Annotated in this window: 21 protein-coding genes; 11 read left to right on the forward strand and 10 right to left on the reverse strand. The window is 67.9% G+C overall.

Annotated elements, in window-relative coordinates:
- The first annotated feature begins 44 nt into the window (after nt 1-44).
- From M5C98_RS04635 to M5C98_RS04650, 4 genes are all read left to right on the forward strand, one after another.
- Nucleotides 45-1,535, forward strand: a complete 1,491-nt coding sequence (locus tag M5C98_RS04635; protein WP_272551266.1) for an NCS1 family nucleobase:cation symporter-1 — start codon at nt 45-47, stop codon at nt 1,533-1,535.
- A gap of 38 nt (nt 1,536-1,573) precedes the next feature.
- Nucleotides 1,574-3,043 carry a dihydropyrimidinase gene (gene hydA, locus M5C98_RS04640; RefSeq protein WP_272551267.1) on the forward strand — a complete coding sequence of 490 codons (1,470 nt, stop codon included), beginning with the start codon at nt 1,574-1,576 and terminating at the stop codon, nt 3,041-3,043.
- A gap of 26 nt (nt 3,044-3,069) precedes the next feature.
- Complete coding sequence (locus M5C98_RS04645) at nt 3,070-4,326, forward strand: Zn-dependent hydrolase (protein WP_272551268.1); 1,257 nt, start codon at nt 3,070-3,072, stop codon at nt 4,324-4,326.
- Nucleotides 4,327-4,442: 116 nt separating this feature from the next.
- Nucleotides 4,443-5,555: a peptidoglycan-binding protein gene (locus M5C98_RS04650; RefSeq protein ID WP_442867230.1), complete on the forward strand. Its 1,113-nt coding sequence runs from the start codon at nt 4,443-4,445 to the stop codon at nt 5,553-5,555.
- 109 nt (nt 5,556-5,664) lie between these two features.
- On the opposite strand, the gene M5C98_RS04655 is transcribed toward M5C98_RS04650, so the two are convergent.
- From M5C98_RS04655 to M5C98_RS04670, 4 genes are all read right to left on the reverse strand, one after another.
- Complete coding sequence (locus M5C98_RS04655; protein WP_272551270.1) at nt 5,665-6,711, reverse strand: bifunctional nicotinamide-nucleotide adenylyltransferase/Nudix hydroxylase; 1,047 nt, start codon at nt 6,709-6,711, stop codon at nt 5,665-5,667.
- A 231-nt stretch (nt 6,712-6,942) separates the two neighbouring features.
- On the reverse strand, nt 6,943-8,646 hold the full coding sequence (locus M5C98_RS04660) for an NAD+ synthase (RefSeq protein WP_272551271.1): 1,704 nt from the start codon (nt 8,644-8,646) through the stop codon (nt 6,943-6,945).
- Nucleotides 8,647-8,714: 68 nt separating this feature from the next.
- Nucleotides 8,715-9,905, reverse strand: coding sequence for a nicotinate phosphoribosyltransferase (pncB, locus tag M5C98_RS04665; protein ID WP_272551273.1), 1,191 nt, complete (start codon nt 9,903-9,905; stop codon nt 8,715-8,717).
- A 46-nt stretch (nt 9,906-9,951) separates the two neighbouring features.
- Nucleotides 9,952-10,827, reverse strand: a complete 876-nt coding sequence (locus M5C98_RS04670; RefSeq protein WP_272551275.1) for a cysteine hydrolase — start codon at nt 10,825-10,827, stop codon at nt 9,952-9,954.
- A gap of 179 nt (nt 10,828-11,006) precedes the next feature.
- Here M5C98_RS04670 and M5C98_RS04675 point away from each other — a divergent pair, with 179 nt between their 5' ends.
- Nucleotides 11,007-11,687, forward strand: coding sequence for an NUDIX hydrolase (locus M5C98_RS04675; protein ID WP_272551277.1), 681 nt, complete (start codon nt 11,007-11,009; stop codon nt 11,685-11,687).
- 50 nt (nt 11,688-11,737) lie between these two features.
- Here M5C98_RS04675 and M5C98_RS04680 read toward each other — a convergent pair whose 3' ends face one another.
- From M5C98_RS04680 to metK, 4 genes are all read right to left on the reverse strand, one after another.
- Entirely contained in the window at nt 11,738-12,184 is a 447-nt protein-coding gene (locus M5C98_RS04680; RefSeq protein WP_272551279.1) for a hemerythrin domain-containing protein, read from the reverse strand.
- Nucleotides 12,185-12,198: 14 nt separating this feature from the next.
- The gene (locus M5C98_RS04685) at nt 12,199-12,384 is read right to left on the reverse strand and encodes a DUF1328 family protein (protein ID WP_272551280.1); all 186 of its coding nucleotides are present in this window, start codon (nt 12,382-12,384) and stop codon (nt 12,199-12,201) included.
- Between the two features lie 243 nt (nt 12,385-12,627).
- Complete coding sequence (locus M5C98_RS04690) at nt 12,628-15,486, reverse strand: ankyrin repeat domain-containing protein (protein WP_272551282.1); 2,859 nt, start codon at nt 15,484-15,486, stop codon at nt 12,628-12,630.
- A 302-nt stretch (nt 15,487-15,788) separates the two neighbouring features.
- Nucleotides 15,789-16,970, reverse strand: a complete 1,182-nt coding sequence (metK, locus tag M5C98_RS04695) for a methionine adenosyltransferase (protein WP_272551283.1) — start codon at nt 16,968-16,970, stop codon at nt 15,789-15,791.
- A 131-nt stretch (nt 16,971-17,101) separates the two neighbouring features.
- On the opposite strand from metK, the gene M5C98_RS04700 reads away from it, so the two are divergent.
- Entirely contained in the window at nt 17,102-17,953 is an 852-nt protein-coding gene (locus M5C98_RS04700) for a lysophospholipid acyltransferase family protein (protein WP_272551284.1), read from the forward strand.
- A complete protein-coding gene (locus tag M5C98_RS04705) occupies nt 17,950-18,822 on the forward strand; it encodes a lysophospholipid acyltransferase family protein (RefSeq protein ID WP_272551285.1) in 873 nt (290 codons plus the stop codon). Before M5C98_RS04700 ends, M5C98_RS04705 begins: the two co-directional genes overlap by 4 nt.
- 56 nt (nt 18,823-18,878) lie before the next feature.
- Here M5C98_RS04705 and M5C98_RS04710 read toward each other — a convergent pair whose 3' ends face one another.
- Both M5C98_RS04710 and yihA read right to left on the reverse strand, forming a co-directional pair.
- A complete protein-coding gene (locus M5C98_RS04710) occupies nt 18,879-19,799 on the reverse strand; it encodes an alpha/beta fold hydrolase (protein WP_272551286.1) in 921 nt (306 codons plus the stop codon).
- Nucleotides 19,800-19,849: 50 nt separating this feature from the next.
- Nucleotides 19,850-20,590, reverse strand: coding sequence for a ribosome biogenesis GTP-binding protein YihA/YsxC (gene yihA, locus M5C98_RS04715; RefSeq protein ID WP_272551287.1), 741 nt, complete (start codon nt 20,588-20,590; stop codon nt 19,850-19,852).
- Nucleotides 20,591-20,674: 84 nt separating this feature from the next.
- Here yihA and M5C98_RS04720 point away from each other — a divergent pair, with 84 nt between their 5' ends.
- The 4 genes from M5C98_RS04720 (at nt 20,675) to msrP (ending at nt 26,030) form a co-directional block, all read left to right on the forward strand.
- The gene (locus M5C98_RS04720; RefSeq protein WP_272551288.1) at nt 20,675-21,322 is read left to right on the forward strand and encodes a c-type cytochrome; all 648 of its coding nucleotides are present in this window, start codon (nt 20,675-20,677) and stop codon (nt 21,320-21,322) included.
- A gap of 117 nt (nt 21,323-21,439) precedes the next feature.
- Nucleotides 21,440-23,596, forward strand: a complete 2,157-nt coding sequence (locus M5C98_RS04725; RefSeq protein ID WP_272551289.1) for a cytochrome c biogenesis protein ResB — start codon at nt 21,440-21,442, stop codon at nt 23,594-23,596.
- Nucleotides 23,593-24,963, forward strand: coding sequence for a c-type cytochrome biogenesis protein CcsB (gene ccsB, locus M5C98_RS04730; protein WP_272551290.1), 1,371 nt, complete (start codon nt 23,593-23,595; stop codon nt 24,961-24,963). The genes M5C98_RS04725 and ccsB overlap by 4 nt, the downstream gene beginning before the upstream one ends.
- A 71-nt stretch (nt 24,964-25,034) precedes the next feature.
- Entirely contained in the window at nt 25,035-26,030 is a 996-nt protein-coding gene (gene msrP, locus M5C98_RS04735) for a protein-methionine-sulfoxide reductase catalytic subunit MsrP (RefSeq protein WP_272551291.1), read from the forward strand.
- The last annotated feature ends 20 nt before the right edge of the window (nt 26,031-26,050 follow it).

The following is a 26,050-nucleotide window of genomic DNA, read 5'->3' on the forward strand; positions in this document are numbered from 1 at the left end:
CCGCTTGCCTGCCTGCCTGTCCCCAACGTCCCGGAGACCGTCCCATGAAGACCCTGCATGCCCCTGGTGCCAGCAACGAACTGTGGAACGACGACCTGGCGCCCACCCAGCCGCACCAGCGCACCTGGCGCTGGTATCACTTCGCGGCCCTGTGGGTGGGCATGGTGATGTGCATTCCCGCCTACACCCTGGCCGCCAGCCTGATCGACAGCGGCATGTCGTGGGGGCAGGCGGTGGGCACGGTGTTCCTGGGCAACCTGATCGTGCTGGTGCCCATGCTGCTCATCGGCCATGCGGGGGCCAAGTACGGCATTCCCTACGCGGTGCTGGCGCGCGCCTCGTTCGGCACGCGCGGCGCCAAGCTGCCGGCGCTTCTGCGCGCACTGGTGGCCTGCGGCTGGTACGGCATCCAGACCTGGTTCGGCGGCATGATGATCTACACGCTGGCCGGCGTGCTCCTCGGGCACCCTTTGGCGGGCGACAAGATCGCGGGGCTGGGCATCAACCTGGGCCAGCTGGTGTGCTTCCTGGTGTTCTGGGCGATCCAGTTCTACTTCGTGGTGCACGGCATCGAGTCCATCCGCAAGCTCGAGACCTGGACGGCGCCGATCAAGATCGTCATCTGCTTTCTGCTGCTGTGGTGGGCGTATGACAAAGCGGGCGGTTTCGGGCCCATCCTGGACCAGCCCTCGCAGTTCGCGCCCGGCGGCAAGAAGGAGGGGCAGTTCGGCGCCGTGTTCTGGCCGTCGCTGACCGCCATGGTGGGCTTCTGGGCCACGCTGGCGCTCAACATTCCCGACTTCACGCGGTTCGCCAAATCGCAAAGGGACCAGGTGGTGGGCCAGGCCATCGGCCTGCCGGTGCCCATGGGGCTGCTGGCCGCGCTGGCGGTGTTCGTCACCTCGGCCACGGTGGTCATCTATGGCAAGGCGCTGTGGGACCCGGTGGACCTGGCCAGCCGCATGACGGGCGCGGCCGTGCTGATCGCGCTCATCATCTTGCTGATCGACACCGTCAGCGTGAACCTGGCGGCCAACCTCGTGGGGCCCGCCTACGACTTCTCCGCGCTGAGCCCCTCGCGCATCAGCTACCGCGTGGGCGGCTACATCACCGTGGGCATCGCCATCGCGATGATGCCGTGGAAGATCCTGGAATCGACCCAGGGCTATATCTTCACCTGGCTCATCGGCTACTCGGCGCTGCTGGGGCCGGTGGCCGGCATCCTGATGGTGGACTACTACCTGGTGCGCCGCACCGAGCTGGACGTGGCCGCGCTGTACGAAGAGCGCGGCGCCTACCGCTACCGCGGCGGCTGGAACGCGGTGGCCGTGGTGGCCTTCCTGCTGGGCGTGGCGCCCAACATTCCCGGCTTTCTGAACGCCGCGTTTCCGGCTGCCTTCCCCGGCGTGGGCGAGGTGTTCAAGCAGATCTATGCCTATGCCTGGTTCATCGGCCTGGCGATTGCCGCCGTGGTGTACCGCCTCGGCATGGCCGGCCAGGTGCGCCCGGCGCCCGCGCCCCTGCGCCGCGCCTGACCGCGGCGGCCACCCCTTCATCTTTCAGGAGATCTGCCATGAGCCCGACCCCTTCCAACGCCCTGCTGATCCGCGGCGGCACCGTGGTGCATGCCGACCGCGAGGAGCGCGCCGACGTGCTGTGCGTGGACGGCCGCATCGCCGCCGTGGGCCCCGATGTGGCGGGCGAGGCGCCCGTCGGCGCCGAGACGCTGGATGCGAGCGGCCAGTACGTGCTGCCCGGCGGCATCGATCCGCACACGCACATGCAGCTGCCCTTCATGGGCACCGTCACCATGGACGATTTCTTCACCGGCACGGCGGCGGGCCTGGCGGGCGGCACCACCAGCATCATCGACTTCGTGATCCCCGATCCGCAGGAGCCGATGATGGACGCCTACCGCAAATGGCGCGGCTGGGCCGAAAAGTCAGCGGCCGACTACGGCTTTCACGTGGCCGTGACCTGGTGGAGCGATCAGGTGCGGGCCGACATGGGCACGCTGGTGCAGGAAGAGGGCATCAACAGCTTCAAGCACTTCATGGCCTACAAGAACGCCATCATGTGCGACGACGAAACGCTGGTGAACAGCTTTCAGCGTGCGCTGGAGCTGGGCGCCATGCCCACCGTGCATGCCGAGAACGGCGAGCTGGTGTACCTGCTGCAGCAGGAGGTGGCCAAGATGGGCATCACCGGCCCCGAAGGCCATCCGCTCGCCCGCCCGCCCATGGTGGAAGCCGAGGCGGCCAACCGCGCCATCGCCATCGCCGACGTGCTGGGCGTGCCCATCTACGTGGTGCATGTGAGCTGCGCCGAAGCGGCCGAAGCCATCGCCCGCGCCCGCGCCCGGGGCCAGCGCGTGTTCGGCGAGGTGCTGGCCGGCCACCTGCTGATCGACGACAGCGTGTACCGCGACCCGGACTTCGCCACCGCCGCCGCCCACGTCATGAGCCCGCCGTTCCGTCCCCGCTCGGGCGGACACCAGGAGGCGCTGTGGCGCGGTCTGCAATCGGGCCAGCTGCACACCACGGCCACCGACCACTGCACCTTCTGCGCCGCGCAAAAGGCCATGGGCCGCGACAACTTCGCCAAGATCCCCAACGGCACGGGCGGCGTGGAAGAGCGCATGGCCGCCATCTGGGACGGCGGCGTGAACACCGGCCGGCTCACGCCCTCGGAGTTCGTCGCCATCACCTCCACCAATGCGGCCAGGCTCTTCAACATCTACCCGCGCAAAGGCTTCGTCGGCGCCGGGGCCGATGCCGACCTGGTGCTGTGGGACCCGCAAGGCACCAAGACGTTTTCGGCGAAGACGCAGCACAGCAAGGGCGACTTCAACATCTTCGAGGGCCGCACCGTGCGCGGCATTCCCAGCCACACCGTCAGCCAGGGCCGCGTGGTGTTCGCCCATGGCGACCTGCGCGCCGAGCCAGGCCAGGGGCGCTACATCAAGCGCCCTGCGTTCGGCCCCCAATTCCAGGCGGTGCAAAAACGCGCGCAGGACCTCGCCCCCACGGCGGTCGCCCGCTGACCGTCACCCCGCATCCGGAGAACACCATGGACACGACCACCCGACCCGACATCAGCCATCTGCGCGTCAACGGCGAGCGCCTGTGGGATTCGCTCATGGAACTGGCGCAGATCGGCGCCACGCCCAAGGGCGGCGTCTGCCGCCTGACCCTCACCGACCTGGACAAGCAGGGCCGCGACCTCGTCACCCGCTGGGCGCGCGAGGCGGGCATGACGGTCACCATCGACCAGATCGGCAACGGCTTCATGCGCCGCCCGGGGCGCAACAACCGCTTGCCGCCCATCATGACCGGCAGCCACATCGACACCCAGCCCACGGGCGGCAAGTTCGACGGCAACTACGGCGTGCTGGCCGGCATCGAGGTGGTGCGCACCCTGAACGAACACGGCATCGAGACCGAGGCGCCGATCGAGGTGGCCTTCTGGACCAACGAGGAGGGCTCGCGCTTCGTGCCCGTGATGATGGGCTCGGGCGTGTTCGCCAAGGCCTTCACCCTGGAGCATGCCTACGCCGCCACCGATACCGAGGGCAAGACGGTCAAGGGCGAGCTCGAGCGCATCGGCTACGTGGGCGATCAGGTGCCCGGCGACCACCCCATCGGCGCGTATTTCGAGACCCACATCGAGCAGGGCCCGGTGCTGGAGGACCATGACAAGACCATCGGCGTGGTGACCGGCGTACTCGGCATCCGCTGGTACGACTGCACCGTGACCGGCATGGAGGCCCACGCCGGCCCCACGCCCATGGCCCTTCGCAAGGATGCGCTGCAGGTCGCCACGCGCCTCATGCAGGAGGTGGTGGCCTGCGCGCACCGCCACCCGCCGCACGGTCGCGGCACGGTGGGCATGGTGCAGGTGCACCCCAACAGCCGCAACGTGATTCCCGGCCAGGTCAAGTTCAGCATCGACCTGCGCAACGCCACCGACGCCGATTGCGAAAGCATGGACCGCGACATTCGCGACTTGGCCGCCCGCCTCAGCGCCGACACCGGCCTGCCGATCCAGATCGACCTGGTGTCCAGCTACCCCGCGCAGGTGTTCCACCCCGACTGCGTGGACGCGGTGGGCCGCGCGGCCGCCAGCCTGGGCTACAGCCACATGCCGGCCGTGTCGGGGGCGGGGCACGACGCGGTGTACATGGCGCGCCTGGCGCCCGCGGGCATGGTGTTCATCCCGTGCAAGGACGGCATCAGCCACAACGAGATCGAAGACGCCCAGCCCGAGCACATCACGGCCGGCTGCAACGTGCTGCTGCACGCCATGCTGGAGCGCGCCGGCACCTGACCCTCCAGACCTCGCGGGCGGCCCGCCGCAGTGTTACAGCAACCCTCCCACGGTAGGGTTGTGGCCCGTCTCCAAGGCGCATAACGTTCACTGCTTTGCTTGAAGCGATGCCTCCCATGACGACACCGACCCTGCGCGCCGGCCGCGCAGCCCCTGCCTTCTGCGCCTCCCGCACCTCTCTCCTGGCCGCTGCGGTGGCCGCCACCCTGGCGCTGGCCGGCTGCGAGACCACCAACATGCGAATGGGCAGCCCCGATGCCAAGACCGTCGCCACGGGCAGCGCGGCCGGCGGTGCCACCCAGGGCGCCAGCAGCGAGCTGGAACGCTGCGATTCGCCGCTGGGCACCGTCTCGCTGATCGAGAACCAGCAGGCCGGCTGGTACACCATCCTGCGCAACGAATACCGCCTGCCGCCCACGGCCAACCTGTTGCGCCTCTTGGTGCAGCAATCCAACTGCTTCGTCGTGATCGAGCGCGGCGCGGCAGGCATGACGGCCATGGACCGCGAGCGCGCCATCATGCAATCGGGCGAAATGCGCGGCGGCAGCAACTTCGGCAAGGGCCAGATGGTCGCCTCCGACTACGGCCTGTCGCCGGAAATCGTGTTCAACAACGACAACGCCGGCGGGGCCTCCGCATCGCTGGGCGGCCTGGTGGGCGGACGCGCGGGCGGCCTGCTGGCCGCGCTGGGCGGCAGCTTGAACACCAAGGAAGCGAGCGCATTGCTCACCCTCATCGACCACCGCTCCGGCGTGCAGGTGGCGGCCTCCGAGGGCAGCGCCTCCAAGACCGACTTCGGCGCCATGGGCCAGCTGTTCGGGGGCTCGGGCGGCGCCCGCCTGGGGGGCTACAGCAACACGGCCGAGGGCAAGGTGATCGCCGCGGCCTTCATGGACGCCTTCAACCAGATGGTGCGCTCCCTGCGCAGCTACAAGGCCCAGTCGGTCAAGGGCCAGGGCCTGGGCGGCGGCGGGCGCCTGGGGGTGGACGGCGGCGCTGCGCCGTCACAGACCTCGGCGCCGCGCGCGCAACCTGCGCCTTCGGCCACCGCAGGCCTGTCGCTGCGCGATGCGCAGGCCAAGCTGAACGCGCTGGGCCACGACACCGGCACGCCCGACGGCGCCATGGGCGCGAAGACGGCAGCCGCCCTGCGGGCCTTCCAGAAAGAGCGCGGCCTGCCCGTCACCGGCCGACTCGATGCGGCGACGGCGGCCCAGCTGAGCCAGTGACCTTCGCCCTGGGCGGCCTCCGCCACGGGTAATGCGCGGTGCGCAGCCGCAGTTTGCGGGGGCGTGCTGCGTCTTGCGTCCGACCCGATCGCTTGCGCCGGGCCAGCGCCTAGCCGGCGCTTTGGTCGCCGGTCAGGTTCAGGAAGTGGTCCAGCATGTGGAAGTGGTCTTCGAAAAAAGCCTCTTCCATCGCCGCCAGTGCCGCGATCGGTATCCACTGCACCTGCATGGCGTCGTCGTCGGCCTGCACGGCGGGGAAGGGCGCATCGCCCAGGTCGAAGTAGTGGGCGTGCGTGATGGTGCGCCCGCGCTGGCTGCGGTCCGGGTGGTCGAAGACGGCGGTGGCGCGCAGCGCGCGGCGCAGGGTGGCATCGGCCACGTCGCAATGCGTTTCTTCGGCCAGCTCGCGCAGGCATGACTGCCACAGCGTTTCGCGCTGCTCGATGAAACCGCCGGGCATGGCCAGCTGGCCCTTGCCCGGGGCGTGCGCGCGGCGGATGACCAGCACGTGGTCCTGGCAGCGCAGTACCGCGTCCACCGTCACGAACACCGGCGGGTACGGCGCCTGCGCCCACGACTCGCGGTAGCTGCGCAGCACGCGCCATTCTTCCTGCAGGGCCGCGTAGTGCGGCTGCTGGGCGAACACGTCCAGGAATTCGAGCGTGCTGGCCGGCATCTGGTCGGCCAGGGCGCCGAGCGCCGTCAGCACGCCCTGGGGCGCCGCGCCGAAGTACGCGTCGCGGATGGCGGTGGCATCGATGCTGCCCTGCCGGTCCATGGGGATCAGCGACCAGCCGGGGAAGGCGTCCAGGTAGCTGCTGGTCGCGTCCTTGAAATGGCCCACCAGGCCGATGCGCGCATCGGGCAGCACGTGCGTGGACACGGCGCGCAGCACTGCGGCCACCCACAGGGCCTCGTTGTAGTGGTCGCGCACGGGCAGCACGGTCAGCCGGGCCCGGTCGGCCTCGGGCAGGGCATTGCGCAGCATGGCTTCGCGCTCGGCCCAGGTGAACGGGTTCTTGGGCGAGCGGGCCTGCCAGGCCGAGCCCATGACCACGATCACGTTTTTGGCGCTGTCCAGCGCGCGCTGCAAAAGGGCCAGGTGGCCGTTGTGGACGGGCTCGAAGCGGCCGATGTAGATGGCGGTGTCGTACATGTGTGTTCCGGTTGGGCGCCCCGCGCCGTGAGCGGCGCCATCGGGGCTGCTGGGAATGTAGCCGGCATGGCCGGTGCGGGCGGCGGGCAGGGCGAATGCGCCGGCCGCCCTGCTTCGGCGGCAGTGCGGTCGATTCATTAATTTGCTACAAAAATAATAGCGATATGCCCTAGTGTTGATTGCGCTGGAGGCCAATTTGATGCAAAGCCTTCTGGGGCGCAGGCCACGGCCTCACACATACCGTGCGGCAATCGGCATCTGCCGCCCGGTGCCGAAGGCCTTGGCCCGCAAGCGCACGATGGGCGGGGCCTGGCGCCGCTTGTATTCGCTGCGCGCCACCAGCATGCGCACGCGGTGCGCCAGGGCCCGGCCGTCCGCGCTGGCCTGCAGCTGGCGCGCGAAGGCCTGCGCGGTGGCGTACTCCGCGCGCGACAGGCCATCGCCCTCGATGAGCAGCTTGAGGATCTCGTCCAGCACCGGGTAGGGCGGCAGGCTGTCGTCGTCCTTCTGGCCCGGGGCGAGCTCGGCCGAGGGCGCCTTGTCGATGATGGCCTGGGGAATGATCTCGCGCCCCGCGTTCTCGTTCACGTGGCGCGACAGCTCGAACACCTCGGTCTTGTACAGATCGCCCAGCAGGCCCAGGCCGCCGTTGGTGTCGCCGTACAGCGTGCAGTAGCCCACCGAGAGTTCCGACTTGTTGCCGGTGGTGAGCAGCAGGTGGCCGAAGGCGTTCGAATACTCCATCAGCGTCGTGCCGCGGATGCGCGCCTGCACGTTCTCCAGCGGTAGCCCGCGCAGCGGCTGCCCGAAGCTGGTCTCGAACTGCGCGGAAAAGCCCGCCACCAGGTCCGCGATGGGGTGGGTGTGCAGCACCACGCCCAGGTTGCGGCACAGCTGCACCGAATCGTCCACCGAGCCGCTCGACGAAAACCGCGAGGGCATGGTGATGCCCACGACGTTCTCCTGCCCCAGCGCCTCGGCCGCCAGCGCCAGCGTGAGTGCGCTGTCGATGCCGCCCGAGCTGCCCACCACCGCCTGCGTGAACCCGCAGCGGCGCGCGTAGTCCCGCAGGCCCAGTACGATCTGCTGGCGGTAGAACGCCATGGTGGGCAGGCCCTCTCGCGGCACGGGCGGCAGGTCGGTGCCGTCCAGCCGGGCGAAGTGGCCGTTGTCCAGCAGTTGCACGGTGGAGACGTCCTCCTCGAAGCGGCGCGATTCGAACACCACGCCGTCCTCGGGCTCGACCGCGAAGGAGGCGCCGTCATAAACCAGCTGGTCGTGTCCGCCGACCTGGTTCACATAGACGATGGGCAGGCCGTGCCGCCGCGCCGCATCGCCGAACACCTGGTGGCGCAGTTCGCGCTTGCCGATGTGGCTGGGGCTGGCGTTGATGCTCACCACCAGGTCGGGCGCGGCATCGGCCATGCGCTGGAAGGGGTTGGTCTGGTAGTCGGCTCCGCCGTCGTTCCAGCCGTCCTCGCACACGATGAACCCCACCTGCGAGGTGCCGATGCGCAGCACCTTGGCCACATCCGGGCCGGGCTCGAAATGCCGGCGCTCGTCGAAGACGTTGTAGGTGGGCAGCAGCTGCTTGGCATACGACAGCCGCACCTCGCCCGCCCGCAGCACCCGCAGCGCGTTCAGCAGCCGCTTGCCCGGCCCCGGCGTGCGCACCGGCATGCCGACCACCCAGTGCAGCGCGGGCAGGCCGGCCGACGCCTGGCACAGCCGGGCCAGGCCCGCGTCCAGCCGTTCGAGAAAGGCGGGCTCCTCCAGCAGGTCGCCGGGGTAGTAGCCGCACAGCGACAGCTCGGAGAACACCACCAAGTCGGACTGGGCGGCGGCGGCCTGCTGCGCGGCGGCGATCATGCGTTCGACGTTGCCTTCGATGTCGCCCACGGTGAGATTGAGCTGGGCCAGGGTGATGCGGAGCATGGGTGGTTTCCTTGGGGGTTTGCGTCGATGGGCCCGCGGTGCGGTGCCGTGCGTGGAGTGCGGTGGGGTTATTCGGGCCGCACGTTGAACACCTGCCGCAGGTACGCCAGGTAGGTCTCGTCGTCGCACAGCGTCTTGCCCGGGCTGTCCGAGAGCTTGGCCACCGGCTGGCCGTTGGCGTGGGTGATCTTCATCACGATGTTGAGCGGCGCCACGCCCATGTCGTTGGTCAGTTGCGTGCCGATGCCGAAGCCCAGTTGCACCCGGTCGCTGAAATGGCGGTGCAGCGACAGCGCCTTGTCCACGTTCAGCCCGTCCGAGAACACCAGCCGCTTGGTGTGCGCATCGATGCGCAGGCGGGCATAGTGCGCCAGCGCCTTCTCGCCCCAGGCCACCGGATCGCCCGAATCGTGGCGCAGGCCGTCGAACAGCTTGGCGAAGTACAGGTCGAAGTCGGCCAGGAAGGCGTCCATGCCCACCGTGTCGGTCAGCGCGATCCCCAGGTCGCCCCGGTACTCCTGCACCCAGTCCTCCAGCGCGGCTTTTTGAAAGTCGCGCAGCCGCACGCCCAGGGCCTGGTAGGTCTGCAAATACTCGTGCGCCATGGTGCCGATGGGCACCAGGTTCAGGTCGCGCGCCAGCATCACGTTGGAAGTGCCCTTGAACCACTGCGGCGCCTGCTGTGCGAAGGCCTGCACCACCTCGCGCTGCCACGCGCCGCTGTAGCGCCGGCGCAGCCCGAAATCGAACATCTCGAACGGGTGCGTGCGCTCGGGCTCGCCCGAGAGCGCCTGCACGTGCGCGATCTTGTCCGCCAGCCGGCGGCGGCCCTCGGCCAGCGCCGTGGCCGGGTCGAAGCGTCGGAAATACAGCTCGTTCACGATCGCCAGCACGAAGATCTCGAAGCCCATCACGTGCACCTGCGGGCCGCGCGCCACGATGTGCAGATCGCCCCCCTCGGCCCGCGCCTCGATGAACGCGCGCTGGAACTGGAACAGGCGCAGGAAGTCCACGAAGTCGCTTTTGATGAAGCGCAGGCCCGCCAGGTAATCCAGCTCGCCGGGAGAGAACCGCAGCGTGCACAGCGCGTCGAGCGCCGTATTCACCTCGCCCAGCAGATCGGCCAGCGGATAGTCCGGCCGGTTGCGGCACACGAAGCGGTATTCGGCCTGCGTCTGCGGGTGGCTGTGCAGCAGTGCCTGCCACATCGTGAACTTGTACAGGTCGGTATCGAGCAGGCTGGTGATGACGGGTTGCATGGCGATTGCTATGTTTTTAGGAGTGAATGCCGGGAGCGAACATGCGCTAGAGGCTGATTTCATCGCTGCGAGCCAGGTGCGCCCCCTGGGCCCGCATCGCACCGAGAAAGTCCTGCTGCTGCGCCTCGAACCCGCTCACGGGCGACATGCAGTCGGTCAGCAGCACGAGACGGTCGGCCCGCCAGCCCGGCTGCAGGCGGGGCAGGTGCTGCACGATGTGCTCGGTGGTGGCGCGCACGCAGTGGCTGCCGGCCTCGCCCGCGACGATGAGGCGGTCCGCCGCCCCGAGCGCGTGGAGCAGCCGCGTGTTGAGTGCCGTGGCGGGGTCGTCGGCATCGGGCACCTCGGCCTCGATGGCGCTGTAGTGTTCGGTCCAGGGGTTGGTGCCCTTGAACACGTTCTGCACCGCGCGCTGGCGCTGCGCCTGCCACGCGCCGCAGGCCGCCAGCACGTCGGCGTGCACGCCGTGGCCCCAGCCACCGATCTCGCAGTGCACGGGCCACACCATCAGCGTGTAGCGGCTTTGCGATTCCAGCGCGTCCAGGTAGGCCAGCACGCGGGGCAGCGCCGCCGCATCGCGCGGGGCGAACGCGCCGGCGCGCACCTGCGCTGCGGTGATGGGGGTGAACGGGCCGACCTCGCCGCCGTCGCCCTGGCGCCAGAACGGGGGGTGCGCCACGTCGTAGCGCTGGTGCGAATCGAGCGTGACGGTGATGGCCTCCAGCGCTTCGCCATGGCGGCGGATGAAGGCCGCCAGGCGCTGCATGTCGGCATGCGCGCCGGGCACGGGCAAGGCGGGTGCAACGGATTGTCCGGTGAGCGGGTGCGACGGCTGCCAATCGGGGGGCAGGTCGCAGAAATCGTTCTGGGGGTCGATCACCAGCAGCTGGGTCGTCAAGGGGCGGTTCATGGAGCGGGTCATGGAGCAAGGTCCTCGGTGCGATGGATGCAGTCTATTCCTGTTAGTTTGACTTTGCAACTAAGTGGATTGAAAGGCATTGTCAGAAAATGAAAGGCCGGTCGATGCGGCCTGATGGGTGGCATCTGCATTGCGCGAGTGGTAGGCTCGTTCGTCCGATCCTGCACATAACTATCCCATCGATGTCCTCTGCCGCCTCGACCACCGTCATCTGCACCGTGGATACCGTGCTGCTCACGCTGCAGGGCGGCGCGCTGCACGTGCTGCTCGTGCGCCGCGACAAGGCCCCTTATGCCGGCGCGTGGGCTTTGCCGGGGGGCTACATCCACGCGCAGGACGATGCCGATGCCCAGGCCAGCGCCGCACGCGTGCTGCGCGAGAAGGCCGGGCTGCAAAGCCCTTACCTGGAGCAGCTCGCCACGTTCTCGGGCCTGGCGCGCGACCCGCGGGGCTGGTCGCTGGCGGTGGCCTATTGCGCGCTCGTCCCTGGTGAAGCGCTGCAAGGCCTGCCGCCGCGGCAGGGCGTGAAGCTCGTGCCGGTCGATGCCTTGCAGCCGTTGCCGTTCGACCACCGCGCCATGGTGGATGCGGCGCTGGCGCGCGTGCGCAACAAGAGCCTGTATTCCTCGCTGCCCGTGCACCTGTGTGGCGAGTTGTTCACGCTGCCGCAACTGCAGGCCGTGTACGAGGCGGTGCTGGGCGAGCCGCTCAACAAGGTCAGCTTTCGCCGCAAGATGGACGAGCTGGACATGCTCGAACCCGCTCCTGGCATGGTGCAAGGCGGCGCCCACCGGCCCGCGCAGATGTACCGCCTGCGGCCCGCGTTCCGCAAGGCACTGGCGCTGTCGCCGCGCGCGCTTTGAACGGAAAAAAGCCCCTTGCGGGGCTTTGGGGGAAATGAACCGCAAATGCGTCAGGCCGCGACTGCCTTGGCTTCGTCGTAGGTCTTCAAGTATTGCTGGGCCAGTTCGGTCTTCTGCTTTTCGGTGAGCAGCTTGCCGGCCATCTGAAAGAAGCGGTGTTCCTCTTCCTCCAGATGGTGGCGCACCTTCTCGCCCAGCTTCCTGGCCACCGCCAGCCAGGCGGAGCTGCCCGGGTCGGCGGCCTCCAGGTCTTCGACCAGTTCGTCGAGCGCGTGGTGTTCCGCAATGGCGTGGCGCGACAGGTCGATGCCGGCATCGTGTTCCATCAGCGGGCGATAGAAGTGGCGGTCCTCGGCCAGCTCATGGGCGGCCAACTCGCGCTTGAGTTCGGTGAACCGCTCGTGACGCTCCGGGGTGTCGCCGCTGGTGGCCTCCACCTGGCGGACCATGTCGCGCTGCCGCTCGTGGCTCTCGCGCAGGGCTTCGAAGATGTTCATGCGCGGTGCCCGCCTTACTTGATGGCCTTGCGCGCAGCGCCGATGCCCAGGACGGCCAGCACCACGAACACGACGGCGATGACCAGGAAGATGAAGAACAGGATCTTGGCGATGCCCGCAGCGCCTGCGGCGACCCCGGTGAACCCCAGCGCGCCGGCGATGAGGGAAATGATGGCGAAGACGATGGCGTATTTCAACATGGTGAGAACTCCGGTGGGATGAGGTATGGAGCGATCATTTCAGCGCGGCCGCGGCACGGGCGTCAGCAGAGCGGGGCTGCGGCTGTAGGAAAGGTGCGCAGGCAAGACGGCGCAGACGGCGCAGGGCGGCAAAGGACTTCTTCTGCCCGTCGCACCCGTTCAGCAGCTGCGCAGGTCAAGCCATGGCCGCAATTGGCCGTACTGGCGATGGGTGACCCGCGGCACGTGGCGGCCGTTTGCGGCTCAGGCGCTTGTGCTTTTGCTCGTGCCGGGGGCCGACTGGCTGGCTTTTTTATTGGCGTTCCGGGCTTCGACCAGCAGATGCAATACCTTGGGGTGGCCCTTCGATTTCGCCAACCGTTCGGCTCGCGCCAGGCTGCCGTGCGCGCCCGCGTCCAACAGCAGTTTCACCACGTCCGCATGTCCGTTGGCCGCTGCCTGGGTCAGGGCCGTCTCGGAGGATTCGCCTGACCAGCTTTCCAGGTTGCCCGCAAGACCGTGGCGCAGCAGCAGCGCGATCACGTTGGCATGGCCGTTCGATGCCGCCAGCATGGTGGCGTTTTCGCCGTAGAACTGGGTGGCTTTCACGTCGCCGGCGGCTTCTTTCTTCAGCAAGGTCTCCATGACCTCGGCATGCCCATTGCGGGCCGCAAGCATGAAGGGCGTCAGACCGTCTCTATCGGTCGATGTCGAATCCACCTTCGCGCCCAAAAGCAGCTCCACGGCGGGTGCGTGGCCATTCTTTACGGCTGCGAAGAGGGCGGAATATCGAATCTCGGTTCTGCGATCGGCCTGCGCGCCCGCTTGCAGCAGCAGGGACATGATCGCGACGTTGCCTGTTTCCGCCGCTCGCATCAGCGGCGTGGTTCCATCCGGAGCGTCGCGATCAACGTTCGCCTTGGCATTTATCAGCGGCTTTGCCGCGCGGGCATTCTGTTGCCCCACGGCCCGCATGAGCGCGCATTCCCCGCGCCAGTCGCGCTGGTTCAAATGGCTGCGGCTCGCCAGCATGGCGGCCAATTCGTAGTGGCCGTTGTCGAGGGCATCCATCAGCGGTGTCACGCCGCCGTGCATGAATCCCGTGTAGGCGTTGGGTTTGGCGCCCGCCTGCAGCAGCAGCCGTGCCGTTCCCATGCGGCCTTGGCGGGCAGCCTCGTGCAGCGCTGTCCTGCCCTCGTCGCTCGCCACATCCACGCGTGCCCCGGCTTTGTGCAACATTTGCAAGAGGGTTTCGTTGCCGGCGGCGGCGGCCACCATGAGGGGCGTTCTGCCGGTTCTGGATTTCTGGTCCAGCATGCCGCGGTTCTTGGGCCCCTTGAGGGACGCCTGCACCAGGATGCCCACGGAGGCCACGTCGCCCGCCTGGACTGCAAGGTACAGGGCGGTTTCTCCATTCTTGTTGCGGGTATCGATCGAAGCATTGGCTCCCAGCAGCTTGTTGACCATGGCGGTTTGGCCATAGCGGGCTGCGTGCATCAAGGGCGTGTCCCCCCGGGCATTGACCGTTTGCAGTGCCGCAGCGGACGCGAGCAGGGTCACGACCGAATCGGCTCCCGCAGCGACGGCGTGGTGGAGCAGGGTGTTTTGATTCTGGTCTTTCCATGACGATGGCATGGGCAAAACCACCAGCAAGCTGGCCAGCGCCAGATCGCCGGCCATGAGGCTTTGCGCCACGGCGTTGGGCCGTGCCCGTTCCGGGAGCTTGTCCACTTCCTCCGCAGCCTGGTTCAGCAGAAAGAATTCCGCTTCCGCAGAGGCTTCCCGGTAGCGCTTCAATGCCGGATGCATCAGAGCGGCTTGCCAATGCAATTGCGCCGCAGGCGTGCCGTGGCGGACCATGTTCCAGACCTTGGCGGGATCGAGGTTGCGCAACTCCTCGGGGTCCTTGGTCGCGGTGAGGGCGCTCATGAGCAGCGCGGACGGCCACTCCACGGCAGGAGAAAGGTCGGACAGCCGCATGCCGCGGTAGCCGACTCCGCCGGCCTTGTCCATCTCCTTGACGTAGAAATCTCCGTCGGCGATGCGCTTGATCCTGCGGTTGCCCTCGGCCGTCAATGCGGTATCGACGACCTCGAACTTCTCTTTATCGAGCAGCCCCTGTTCCTTCATGTTCTTTGCGATGACGCGCATGAGCAGTGCGGGATGCTCGAGAACGGAATAGGGCGCGTCTTCATCGCCGGTGGGCTCGTGCTCCGAGATGACGACCCAGGCAGGAATCGAGCCGAATCGCCCTTGCAATCCGGCTTCCATGGAGTCGCTGTACTCATTGTGCAATTGGGCCGCTGTTTCCAGCGTCAGCGGCCGGCCCAGGTGTTGCCTGAAACGCTCCTTCACCTCGCTCAGGCATTCGTCGGCCAACTGTCGAACCAACTCGACCGGGTTTACGCGGGCCTGCACGAACGCCGCGGCTTCCTGAGCATGGGCGCTGACGGTGCGCACATCGACGAAGCTGTCGCTGCGTTCCGTGACACCGAACTGCTCCGCCAGAAAATTGCGGTAGCCGTTCACATAATGGATTTCGTTGCCTGCGTAGTTTTCCAATCCCTTGTGTTTGGACTGACTGAAATCACGCAGCGCCTGGTTCAGCATGTCTTCCCAGACCCTTTTGGCGTGGGTGTGCAAGCCTTTGGCCAGGTTCAGGTCCTGGGCGGCCATGATCAGGTTGGTCGTGGTGCCTTCGGAACACACCAGAAGTCCTGACGCCAGGTTCTCGATGATTTCCATGCGTGTCGAAAGCGGGATCGTGTGGTCCGCCACCGCCGTGCACAGCGTGTCCAGCGAGGCCTTGCCTTCGCCGTAGAGGCGCGATATCTGCGTGGAATAGTGCCCGGCCACGCCACCTTCCACCCGGCTTTTGAAGGTGTCCAGCGCCTCGATGGACTGCTGGGATTTGGAGGAGGGATGTTGTTCGAGAAAGGTTTTCAGTTTGCCGATGCCTGCCCGGTACTGCGTCATGAGCTGCTTGCCACGCCCCGATTTTTCGAAGGCCGGTATCGAAGTCCCGTCAACGCTCGGTTCGTAGCGCACGGCTTCTTGCGGCGCGTAAGGCTCCGCAGCCGCGGTCGCGCGGGGCGGCTTGTGGAATTGCGGTGTGATCTGCATGGTCGGCCTCCGGAATGCCGGGACCATACGGGGTTGCGCGCGTGGGCGGTGCGCGCATCCGAAGCAGTTGCCGTGCGGCCGCTGTTGCTCTACCGGCAGGCTCATATCGCTTTGCAACACGAGCCTGCATGACGGCCGGGAACCGCGCTGTCCGCGCGGCGGGCTTACCGCCCCGCGGCAGCCCGCAGTGCTGCTGCCTTGTCCGTCTTTTGGCTATGGCCGGCCCTGCGGGCCTTCACATCGCTGCGCGATATGAGCCGTCGCCGAAAGCGCTGCCAAACCACGCGGATCGCGCGGCGGGCTTACCGCCCCGCAGCAGCCCGCAGTGCTGCTGCCTTGTCCGTCTTTTCCCAGGTGAACTCGGGCTCTTCGCGGCCGAAGTGGCCGTAGGCGGCGGTCTTTTCGTAGATGGGGCGCAGCAGATCGAGCATCTGGATGATGCCCTTGGGGCGCAGGTCGAAGTGTTCCTGCACCAGCTTGGCGATCTGGTCGTCCGGAATCACGCCCGTGCCTTCGGTGTACACCGTCACGTTCATGGGGCGGGCCACGCCGATGGCATAGGCCACCTGGATCTGGCACTGGCGCGCCAGGCCTGCGGCGACGATGTTCTTGGCCACGTAGCGCGCGGCGTAGGCGGCCGAGCGGTCCACCTTGGTTGGGTCCTTGCCGCTGAACGCGCCGCCGCCATGGGGGCAGGCACCGCCGTAGGTGTCCACGATGATCTTGCGGCCGGTCAGGCCGCAGTCGCCTTGCGGGCCGCCGATGACGAAGCGGCCGGTGGGGTTGATGAGGTACTTGGTGTCCTGGAGCCACTCGCTGGGCAGCACGGGCTTGATGATTTCCTCGATGACGGCTTCGGTGAAGCTGGCCTTCATCTTGGTGGACGTCTCGCTCTGGTCGGGGTGGTGCTGGGTGGACAGCACCACGGTGTCGATGCTGTGGGGCTTGCCGTCCACGTAGCGCATCGTGACCTGGCTCTTGGCGTCGGGCCGCAGGAAGGGCAGGCGCCCGTCCTTGCGCAGCTGGGCCTGGCGCTCGACCAGGCGGTGGGCGTAGTAGATAGGCGCGGGCATCAGCTCGGGCGTCTCGTCGCAGGCGTAGCCGAACATCAGGCCCTGGTCGCCGGCGCCGGTGTTCAGGTGGTCGTCGCTGGCCTGGTCCACGCCCTGGGCGATGTCGTTGCTCTGCTTGTCGTAGGCCACCAGCACCGCGCAACCCTTGTAGTCAATGCCGTAGTCGGTGTTGTCGTAGCCGATGCGCTTGATGGTGTCGCGCGCGATCTGGATGTAATCCACATGCGCGTTGGTAGTGATCTCGCCCGCCAGCACCACGAGCCCGGTGTTGGTGAGGGTCTCGGCCGCCACGCGGCTGCGGGGGTCCTGCTTGAAGATCGCGTCCAGAATCGCGTCGGAAATCTGGTCGGCGACCTTGTCAGGGTGGCCTTCCGAGACGGATTCGGAGGTGAAAAGGAAATCGTTCGCCATTTGAATAAACTCCTGTGTTCCGGCATTTTGGGCGTTGCCCTCAGCCTTGGGAGCTTTGGCGAACGCTTTAGCAGATTTGTTTTACGTCGCCCTGCAAGTTGCTCATTTAACTCAGCGACCTCGCCATTTTAATGCCAACCCTTTTCCGTTTCCTTTCCCGGCTTCCGCTCTGGCTCGTCCATGCCCTTGGCGCGGCCGCGGGCTGGCTGGTTTTCTGCCTCTCGCCCACCTACCGGCGGCGCTTTCGCGAGAACGCGGCGCGCGCCGGCTATTCGTTCTGCCAAGTGCGTGCGGCCGTGGGCCACGCGGGCCGCATGGCGGCCGAACTGCCCCGCCTGTGGCTGCGCGAGCAGACGCCGTGCCGCATCGAGAACGCCGCCGCGGTCGAGCGGGCCTGGGGCGCGGGCAAGGGCATCGTCTTTCTCACCCCGCACCTGGGTTGCTTCGAGCTGTCGGTGCAGGCCGCGGCCCAGCGCTGGAGCGCCGAGCGCGGGCCCATCACCATCCTGTACCGCCCCGCGCGCCAGCCCTGGCTGGCCGGCGTGATGGCCACCGCGCGCAACCGCCCCGGCATCCGCGCGGTGCCCACGGCGCTCACAGGCGTGCGCCAGATGATCAAGGCGTTGCGCCGCGGCGAGGCCGTGGGCCTGCTGCCCGACCAGGTGCCGCCGCAGGGCCAGGGCGTGTGGTCGCCGTTCTTCGGCCGCGAGGCCTACACCATGACCCTGGCCGCGCGGCTGGCGCAGCAGACGGGCGCCACGGTGGTCCTGGCGCGCTGCGAGCGGCTGGGCGCCGGCCGCGGCTATGTCTTGCATTTCGAGGAGTTGTCCGTGCCCCTGTCCGAAGACCTTGACGCGGCCGTGCTGCAGATCAACCAGGCGATGGAGCACACCATCCGCCAGAGCCCCGGCCAGTACCTGTGGGGCTACGCCCGCTACAAGCAGCCGCGGGCCGACGCGCACGCCGCAGGGGCCGCGGCATGACGGGCCGCATGAACGTGTGGCTGATGGGCGTGCTGGCCCGCCTGCCGCTGCCGGTGCTGCGCGGCCTGGGCTGGGTGATCGGCCAGGTGCTCTACCTGCTGGCCGCGCCGCGCCGCAAGGTGGCGCTGCGCAATCTGGAGCTGTGCTTTCCCGATGCGTCCCCCGCCCAGCGGCGCGCCTGGGCCCGCGAGACCTTCGTGCGCTTTTGCCAGACCTGGCTGGACCGCAGTTGGCTGTGGATGGCGCCGCGCGCGGTGGTCGAAAAGCGGCTCACCATCCACGGCGCGCTGCACGAGCTGGACGGCGACGCGCCCACCATCATCTTCGCGCCGCATTTCCTCGGCATGGACGCGGCGGGCACGGCGCTCACCCTGCAGACCGACCGGGCCTTCACCTCGATCTTCACGCCGCACCCGGACCCGGCCGTGGACGCCTGGCTGTTCGCGGGCCGCCAGCGCTTTGGCAACGTGCGCATGCTCAACCGGGGCGACGGCGTCAAGCCCATCCTGAGCGGGCTGCGCAAGGGCGGGCTGCTGTATCTGCTGCCGGACATGGACTTCGGCCCGAGCGAGTCGGTGTTCGTGCCGTTCTACGGCGTGCGCGCGGCGACGATCCCTTCGCTGTCGCGCTTCGCCCGCCTGGGCCGCGCCAAGGTCGTGCCGCTGGTGGGGCGCATCACCCCGACGGGTTACAGCGCCGAGATGATGCCGGCCTGGGAGAACTTTCCCACCGACGACCTGGAGGCCGACACCGCCCGCATGAACCGCGAACTGCAGCAATGGGTGGACACCATGCCGGGCCAGTATTACTGGGTGCACAAGCGCTTCAAGTCGCGTCCGGACGGCGAGCCTTCGGTGTACCGGAAATAAACGAAAGTTTCAGCACAATCGCCGCCATGCCGGCGGATTGATTGCCTGTGTTGCTATTAATTTGGTAGCAAATGTGTCGCCAGGCTTTCGGTGATGGCCTGGATCGCCACTTTTGGCTGCTCGTGCACGATCCAGTGCGAGGCGCCCGGCACCTCGGTGCGGGCCAGCGACGGCACCCACTGCTCCAGCCCCTGCAGCAGCCCCGGCAGCAAGGCCGGGTCGTCCAGGCCCCAGACCACGCGGGTGGGCACGTTCACCGTGAGCATCGAATCCGGCAGGGTGAGCGCGCCGGCGCCGGCATCGCCCTCGCGCGGCGGGCGCAGCGGGCTGGCGCGGTAGTAGTTGCACGGGCCCGTCAGGCCGGCACCCCAGGTGGCGCGGTACTGCTCGCGCACCTCGGGCGTGAGCCAAGCGGGTGCCGTGCCGTCGGCCTGGTCGAAAAAGCCGAACAGCCGCCGGAAGTCGTCGGCCGCGAGCAGCGCCTCGGCGTCCGGCCGGCAGAGAAAGTGCATGTACTGGCTGGCCGCCTGCTGTGCCGGGTTGCTCTGCAGCTCGCGCAGGAACGTGCCCGGGTGCGGCGAATTCACAATCACCAGCCGCTGCATCAGTTCGGGCCGCTGGTTGGCCAGGTTCCAGGCCACTGCGCCGCCCCAGTCGTGCGCGATCAGCGCGGCCAGGGGCTGGGAGCCGCCGCATTCCGCCGCGATCAGGGCCGTGATGTCCTGCACCAGGTGCTTGGCGCGGTAGGCGGCCACCTCCGGCGGGGCGCTCGATGGCGCGAAGCCGCGCAGCCAGGGCGCCACGCAGCGGTAGCCGCCATGGGCCGGGTCGGCGAAGTGCTCCAGCAGCGCATCCCAGATGAAGGCGCCTTCGGGAAACCCGTGCAGGAACAGCAGCACCGGACGGCCGCGCTCGCCAGCGGTGCGGCAGTGCAGGGTGGTGCCGTGGGGCAGCTCGTGCGCAAGGGTGTTGATCATGATGCTCTGCTTTTGATAGCTGTCAGCGCATGACCTGTCTGCGCTGGAGCCTATTCTTGCTCTGAATCCTCGTCAGCGTCCGGAGGGGTGTTTTCGCCCTCCGCCTCGGGCGAAGGGCCGTCCACGGGGTGCGACCACTGCCACAGCAGTTGCGCCACCTCGTCCACCCCTTGCTTCTTGAGGGCCGAGAACATCTTGACCTCGCCGCCGCCGGCCTGCAGTCGCGTGATGGACAGCACCTTGGCCTGTTCGGCGCGGGTGAGCTTGTCGGCCTTGGTGAGCAGCACCAGGAATTTCAGGCCCGATTCGACGCGCGGGCGCACGGCCTCCAGCAGCGCTTCGTCCAGCTCGGTCAGGCCCAGGCGCGGGTCGCACAGCAGCACGATGCCGGTCAGGCTCTGGCGGGTGACCAGGTAGCTCAGCATCACCTGCTGCCAGCGGATCTTGTCCGAGCGCGACACGGCGGCGTAGCCGTAGCCGGGGAGGTCGGCCAGCACGGCGTCGGTCACGCCCTGCTTGCCCAGCGAGAACAAATTGATGTGCTGCGTGCGACCGGGCTTCTTGGAGGCGAAGGCCAGCTGCTTTTGCTGCGTGAGCGTGTTGATGCAGGTGGACTTGCCGGCATTGGAGCGGCCCACGAAGGCGATCTCGGGCACGTCGATGGTTGGCAGGTGGTGCAGTTGCGCCGCCGTCGTCAGGAACCGCGTGGTGTGCATCCACCCCATGGCGACTTTGGCGTCGGGTGCGGGCGGGAGGGAGCCAGCAACTGGCGCATGTGATGTAGTCGTCATAACGGGGGTTACCAAGGATAGAGGGCCAGGGGGTCGCATTGTAGAATCGCGCCGTTTTGCGCCCATAACACAAGAACCCTCGATATGAAGAAATTGCTTGCTCCCATGCTGATGGCTGCCGTGCTGGCAGTTGCTGCTTTCCCGGCTTTTTCGCAGGGGGCCGCTCCCGCTGCCGCGGCGCAAAAACCCGCCAAGCCGGACCTCGTCAAGGGCGAAGCCACCTTCACCGCGGTGTGCGTGGCCTGCCACGCAGCCGATGGCAACTCCACCATCGCCATCAACCCCAAGCTGGCCCAGCAGCATCCCGAATACCTCGTCAAGCAGCTGCAGGAGTTCAAATCCGGCAAGCGCAACAACCCCGTCATGAAGGGCTTCGCCTCGGCCCTGTCCGATGACGACATGCGCAACATCGCCTGGTGGGTGGCATCCAAGCAGGCCAAGCCGGGCTTCGCCAAGGACAAGGAACTCGTCGCCCTGGGCGAGCGCATCTACCGCGGCGGCATCGCCGACCGCAACATCGCCGCCTGCGCCGGCTGCCACAGCCCCAATGGCGCGGGCATTCCGGTGCAGTACCCCCGCCTGTCGGGCCAGCACGCCGACTACACCGCCGCGCAACTCGTCGCCTTCCGCGACGGCGTGCGCAGCAACAGCCTGCAGATGACGCAGGTCGCCGCCAAGCTCAACGACCGCGAAATCAAGGCCGTCGCCGACTACATCGCTGGCCTGCGTTGACCTGGGTCAATCCCCCGGGCCGGCCGCCGTGCCGCGCCCCTGAACCAACCGCCGATAATCACACCCAAGACGGGCGGGTCCATCTGAACGGATGGCCCGCCCTTTTGTCTTTCTTCCATGTCTGAAACCACCCACGGCATCCGCATCCACACCCGCTCGCAGGCCATGCGCGCGGCGGTGGAATTGCTGTCGTCCATGCGCTTCGCGATCTCGCTGCTGACGGTGATCTGCATCGCCTCGGTGATCGGCACGGTGCTCAAGCAGCACGAGCCCGCCGCCAACTACGTGAACCAGTTCGGGCCGTTCTGGGCCGAGCTGTTCATGGCGCTCAAGCTCAACGCGGTGTACAGCGCCTGGTGGTTCCTGCTGATCCTGGCGTTCCTCGTGGCGAGTACCTCGCTGTGCATCGCGCGCAACGGCCCGCGCTACCTGGCCGACGTGCGCAACTACAAGGAAAACGTCCGCGAGCAAAGCCTGCAGGCCTTCGGGCTGAGGGCGCAGGGACCGCTGCCCGGCGAAACCCCCGAAGCCGCGGCGCGCCGCATCGGCGACATGCTGGCCGGCGGCGGCTGGAAGGTGCGGCTGCAGCAGCGCACCACGCCGGCCGGGCCCGGCACGGGCTGGATGGTGGCGGCCAAGGCGGGCGCGGCCAACAAGATCGGCTACATCGCGGCGCACAGCGCCATCGTGCTGGTGTGCGTGGGCGGCCTGCTGGACGGCGACCTGGTCGTGCGCGCGCAGATGTGGCTGGGCGGCAAGACACCCTACAACGGCGGCGGCCTGATCTCCGAAGTGCGGCCCGAACACCGTCTGTCCGAGCGCAACCCCACCTTCCGCGGCAACCTGCTGGTGGCCGAGGGCACGCAGTCGAGCACCGCCATCCTGAGCCAGTCCGACGGCGTGCTGCTGCAGGAGCTGCCGTTCGCCATCGAGCTGAAGAAGTTCATCGTCGAGCATTACTCCACCGGCATGCCCAAGCTCTTCGCGAGCGAGATCGTCATCCACGACAAGGCCACCGGCGAGGCCACGCCCGCGCGCGTGGAGGTCAACCACCCGGCGAACTACCGCGGCATCGAGATCTACCAGTCCAGCTTCGACGACGGCGGCTCGCGCCTGCAACTGCGCGCGGTGCCGCTCGCGCCCGGCATAGCGCCTTTCGACGTGGAGGGCGTGGTGGGCAGCTCCACGCCGCTCGCGGCCAGCGCCGCGGGCCAGCCGTTCACGCTCGAATTCACCGCACTGCGCACCATCAACGTCGAGAACTTCAGCGGCACCGGCGCCGTCTCCTCCGGCGCCGACGTGCGCAAGGTGGACCTGCGCCAGGCCATCGAGTCGCGCCTGGGCGCAGGCAACAAGACGGCGACCCGCAAGGAACTGCGCAACATCGGCCCGAGCGTGAGCTACAAGCTGCGCGACGCGGCGGGCCAGGCGCGCGAGTTCCACAACTACATGCTGCCGATGGACACGGGGGACGGGCAGCCTGTCTTCCTGCTCGGGGTGCGCGAGACGCCGTCCGAGCCGTTCCGCTTCCTGCGCATTCCGGTGGACGACCAGGGCAGCATGCAGGGCTTCGTGCGCATGCGCCTGGCGCTGGCCGATCCGGCGCTGCGCGAGCAGGCGGTGCGCCGCTACGTGGCCAAGGCGGTGGACCCCGCGCGCCCCGAGCTGGCCGAGCAACTGGCGCAATCGACCGTGCGCGCCCTGTCGCTCTTTGCGGGCTCCGCCCCAGGCACTGCTGCAGGTGCGGAAGGCCGCGGCGGGCTGCAGGCGATCTCGGACTTCATGGAGGCCAACGTGCCGCCGGCCGAACGCGAGCGCGCGGGCGAGGTGCTGATCCGCATCCTGAACGGCGCGCTGTTCGAGCTGGCCCAGTTGACGCGCGAGCGCGCGGGCCTCAAACCCCTGGAGCAAAGCGATGCCACCCAGGCGTTCATGACGCAGGCGGTGCTGTCGCTCAGCGATGCACAGGCCTACCCGGTGCCCGTGGCGTTCGAGTTGAAGGACTTCACCCAGGTGCAGGCGAGCGTCTTCCAGGTGGCACGAGCGCCGGGCAAGAACATCGTGTACCTCGGCTGCGCGCTGCTGATCATCGGCGTGTTTTCGATGCTCTACGTGCGCGAACGGCGCCTGTGGGTGTGGCTGGTGCCCAAAGAGGGCGGCGCGCAGGCCACCATGGCGCTGTCGAGCAACCGCAAGACCCTGGACGGCGACCGCGAGTTCGCCCGGCTCACCGACAAACTCATCGGGGCGCGGCCCCACGGAGACACCGCATGAACACCGCCGCCACGCAAGCTGCCCGCGATCGCACGAATCGCGCCGACCGCACCATCACCCTGAACGAGGGGTTCCTGGCCCGGCGCAATGCCTTGGACTGGGTCTTCGCGGCGCTGGTCGCGGCGGGCGGGCTGTTCGCGCTGCAGCGCTACGGCGCGTTCATGGATGTTTACGAAAAAGGCATCCTGCTCGGCGCCATTCCCTGCACCGTGTGGCTGGGCTGGTTCTGGCGGCCGCTGCGGGTGCTGATGGTGGTGGTGGCGGCCTTCGCCCTGGCCGCCATCGGCCTGTACCAGCAGGACGGCGCCGGCAGCCTGGCGCGCGCCGACACCGTGTTCGGCCTCAAGTATTTCCTGTCCAGCCAGTCGGCCATCCTGTGGATGAGCATGCTGTTCTTCATGAGCACGGCGTTCTACTGGATCGGCATGTTCTCCCGCGGCGAGGGCCGCACCCTGTCGCTGCTGGGCTCGCGCCTGGCGTGGGTGGGCATCGGCATGGCGCTCATCGGCACGCTGGTGCGCTGGTACGAGAGCTACCTCATCGGCGCCGACGTGGGCCACATCCCGGTCAGCAACCTGTACGAGGTGTTCGTGCTGTTTTGCTGGATGACGGCCGCCTTCTACCTTTACTACGAGGCGCAGTACGAGACCCGCGCGCTGGGCGGCTTCGTCATGCTGGTGGTCAGCGCCGCCGTGGGCTTTCTGCTCTGGTACACCGTGGTGCGCGAGGCGCACGAGATCCAGCCCCTGGTGCCCGCCCTGAAGAGCTGGTGGATGAAGCTGCACGTGCCCGCCAACTTCATCGGCTACGGCACCTTCGCGCTGTCGGCCATGGTGGCGTTCGCCTACCTCATCAAGCAGCAGGCCGGCGAGACGCGCTGGTACAAGCTCGCGCCCCTGTGGCTGCTGGGCGTGGTGCTGTGCTTCGAGCCCATCGTGTTCCGCCAGGGCGCCACCGAGAATGGCGGCAGCTACTGGATGGTGTATTTCGGCGTGTCGGCGTTCATCGTGGCGGGCATCTTGCTCGGGCGCCGGCGCATCGCCGCCCGGCTGCCGTCGTTCGAGGTGCTGGACGACGTCATGTACAAGGCCATCGCCGTGGGCTTCGCCTTCTTCACCATCGCCACGGTGCTGGGCGCGCTCTGGGCGGCCGAGGCCTGGGGCGGCTACTGGAGCTGGGACCCCAAGGAGACCTGGGCGCTGATCGTGTGGCTCAACTACGCGGCCTGGCTGCACATGCGCCTGATGAAGGGCCTGCGCGGCACCGTGTCGGCCTGGTGGGCGCTGGTGGGGCTGGGCGTGACCACGTTCGCCTTCCTGGGCGTGAACATGTGGCTGTCGGGGCTGCACAGCTACGGAACGTTGTAGCCCACAATGAATCCTTTGGGGGCCGGTGCGCGTATAACCGGCATCGTCCCCCCGAACCACAAGGATTCCCCATGCCGATTCCCCGCAGAGACAACGGCTTCATCCACGCCGCCAGCAGCGAAATCACCCCCCGCGCCGTCTACGAAGGCCGGCGCGACCTCATCAAGCTCATGGCCGGCGGCGCTGCCGGGGCGGCCCTGGCCACCTGGGCCGCGCGTGATGCCGGCGCCCAGGCCGCGCGCCCGGGCAAGCTGGCGGCGCTGCCGGGCGGCAAATCGGCGGTGGCGGGCGCCAACACCATGGAAAAGGTGACCGACTACAAGGACGCCAGCACCTACAACAACTACTACGAGTTCGGCGTGGACAAGGCCGACCCGGCCCGCAACGCCCACACCCTGAAGACCACGCCCTGGACGGTCGAGGTGGAGGGCCTGGTCAACAAGCCGGGCAAGTTCGGCATCGAAGACCTCATCAAGCTCAGCGCCCAGGAAGAGCGCATCTACCGCCTGCGCTGCGTCGAGGGCTGGTCCATGGTGATTCCGTGGGTGGGCTACTCGCTGGCCGAGCTGCTCAAGCGCGTGGAGCCGCAGGGCAGCGCCAAGTACGTGGAGTTCGTCACGCTGGCCGACAAGAAGACCATGCCCTTCGTCGGCTCCGCCGTGCTCGACTGGCCCTACACCGAGGGGCTGCGCATGGACGAAGCCATGCACCCGCTCACGCTGCTCACCTTCGGCATGTACGGCGAGGTGCTGCCGAACCAGAACGGCGCGCCGGTGCGGCTGGTGGTGCCCTGGAAGTACGGCTTCAAGAGCGCCAAGAGCATCGTCAAGATCCGCCTGACCGACAAGGAGCCCGGCACGGCCTGGAACAAGGCCGCCAAGCAGGAATACGGCTTTTATTCCAACGTGAACCCCAACGTGGACCACCCGCGCTGGAGCCAGGCCAGCGAGCGGCGCATCGGCGAGGACGGCCTGTTCGCCAAGAAGCGCAAGACGCTGATGTTCAACGGCTACGAGGCCCAGGTGGCCTCGCTGTACGCCGGCATGGACCTGAAGAAGTTCTACTGACCCGCCCTGCGTCCGACATC

Origin of the sequence: Acidovorax sp. NCPPB 3576, from assembly GCF_028473605.1 — a bacterium.
Classification (GTDB): Bacteria; Pseudomonadota; Gammaproteobacteria; order Burkholderiales; family Burkholderiaceae_C; genus Paracidovorax.